The sequence below is a fragment of the Nostoc sp. CHAB 5715 genome, from assembly GCF_020829685.1.
Classification (GTDB): domain Bacteria; phylum Cyanobacteriota; class Cyanobacteriia; order Cyanobacteriales; family Nostocaceae; genus Nostoc.
Genome location: NZ_JAIVFR010001099.1, coordinates 1 through 2,296 on the forward strand (window position 1 = coordinate 1; position 2,296 = coordinate 2,296).

Genomic DNA, 2,296 nt, shown 5'->3' on the forward strand with positions numbered 1-2,296 from the left:
AGCTGCAAAACTACCTATTCCTTCAGGGCCAGAAGTGGTTTCATCAACGAGATGGGATGCACCAAACAGCTTGACTAAATCTTGCTTGGTGGTTGTGCGTGTTATCGGCCCAACTCTTTCCCCAGGAACGATTAAAGTGTCTTTTGAGGGTTGCGTAGACGCATCGGTTGGTGGTTGATTGGTTTTCTGGGGTAATGCAACTACTGGGGTTGCTGGGTTAGTTAATAGTAAAGCTAACGCAACCGTAGCGATACCTTTAGTAGATGGGTTCACAGTCTACCTCTACGGGAATCCGATTTGGGAGTGTTCAATATATTCAATTATTGCTTTCCAGCTTAACTTCTACAATTTCCCAATTACAGATTCCCGATTTCCCAACAGGGCTATTTCATTCTCATCTAGCCCGCCTCAGAATAAATTCTGAGGCTAATAGCAAAAGTCGTCTAAAGACGACTAAGAAAGGCTTTTAGTCCACTTTAGTGGACTTAAGCTAAAAGCCTGTGAACTTTAGTTCTGGGCGGTTTATGTTTAGAACGAAATAGCCCTGATTTCCCAATAACTTTATCTCATCACTCTAGTTGCGTTGAAAATTGCAAGTAAAGCTACTCCCACATCAGCGAATACAGCTTCCCACATTGTCGCTACGCCTAAAATACCCAATCCAATGAATACACCTTTAATTGCTAACGCAAAACCGATATTTTGCCAAACAATTTGCCTTGTTTTTCTGGCGATTTGTATTGCTTCTGCCACTTTTGAGGGTGCATCTGTCATAATCACAATATCGGCAGTTTTGATCGCCGCATCTGAGCCTAACCCACCCATTGCTATACCAACATCTGCTCTAGCAATCACTGGTGCATCATTAATGCCATCCCCAACAAAGGCAACTTTCCTATGTTTACCAACGGTGCTGAGTAACTTTTCAATGGCATTGACTTTTTCTTCTGGTAATAACTCTGCTTCGTAAGCATCTATACCTAGCTGTTGAGCAATGCGGGATGCGATCGCTTCATTATCTCCTGTCAACATTACTGTTTTCTCTACACCCATTCGCTTGAGTGCTTGAATAGCGTGTCTGGCATCTTCTTTGAGTTCATCAGCAATGACAATATACCCAGCGTAAATATTATCCACTGCTAGATGAATAACTGTTCCCTCTAGCTGGCAATTATCATGAGCAATATTCTCTTTATGTAATAGGCGATCGCTTCCCGCTATCACTACCCTATTTTCAACCTTGGCTTTAATTCCATAGCCTGCGATTTCTTCATAATCTCTCACATCTAATGTATCAATTTTCTTACCATAAGCTTTGCGGATAGATTGAGCGATGGGATGATTTGAGTGCAATTCTACTTTGGCGGCTAATTGCAGTAATTCTTGTTCAACGTAGCCATTTGATGGTACTATTTTTGCTACTTTAAATACACCGTGAGTTAACGTTCCAGTTTTATCAAAAACAACTGTATTCACAGCATTTAAAGCATCTAAAAAAGTAGAGCCTTTAACCAAAATCCCGCGTTTAGCTGCACCTCCCACGCCTCCAAAGTAACCTAAGGGAATACTGATAACTAGTCCACAGGGACAGGAGATAACTAGTAAAATTAAGGCACGATAAACCCATTCTGAAGAAGTTGCGCCAGCAATCAATAAAGAAGGTAATAGTGCAACTGCTAGAGATGTAAAAACTACTATTGGTGTATAATATCGGGCAAATTTAGTAATAAATTTTTCAGTTTCTGCTTTTTTACTTTTGGCGTTTTGCACCAAGTCTAAAATCTTGGCAATGGAAGATTCATCAAATAGTTTTGTTACTTTAATGCTGAGAACACCCATTTTGTTGATCATCCCAGCTAAAACTGTTTCTCCCAGCCTCACTGTTCGCGGTACAGACTCTCCAGTTAATGCAGATGTATCGACTTGCGAATTTCCATCTATAATCTCACCATCCAAGGGAATCTTTTCTCCAGGTTTTACAACGATAATATCTCCAATATTTACTGTCTTTGGGGATACTTTTTTTAATTCTCCTTCTGTTTGAATATTGGCATAGTCTGGACGTACTTCTAATAAAGCTTTGATGGAATTACGGGAACGACTAACGGCAATATCCTGAAACAATTCCCCAATTTTATAAAATAACATGACTCCGACAGCTTCGGGTAATTTATGAATTGCGATCGCCCCTAGTGTCGCTACTGCCATCAAAAACGTTTCATCGAATATTCTACCTTTGAGGATATTGCGCCCAGCAGTTTTTAAAACACTCCATCCACTTAATAAATAAGCAGGG

At 40.3% G+C, this 2,296-nt stretch carries 1 protein-coding gene and 1 pseudogene; both read right to left on the reverse strand.

Features of this window, described 5'->3' with window-relative positions:
• Positions 1 to 273: pseudogene (locus tag LC574_RS36365) on the reverse strand (hypothetical protein); the annotation flags it as partial.
• 288 nt (positions 274 to 561) lie between these two features.
• Positions 562 to 2,296, reverse strand: a 1,735-nt coding sequence (locus tag LC574_RS36370; RefSeq protein ID WP_229458475.1) for a heavy metal translocating P-type ATPase, incomplete at its 5' end; no start/stop codon positions are given.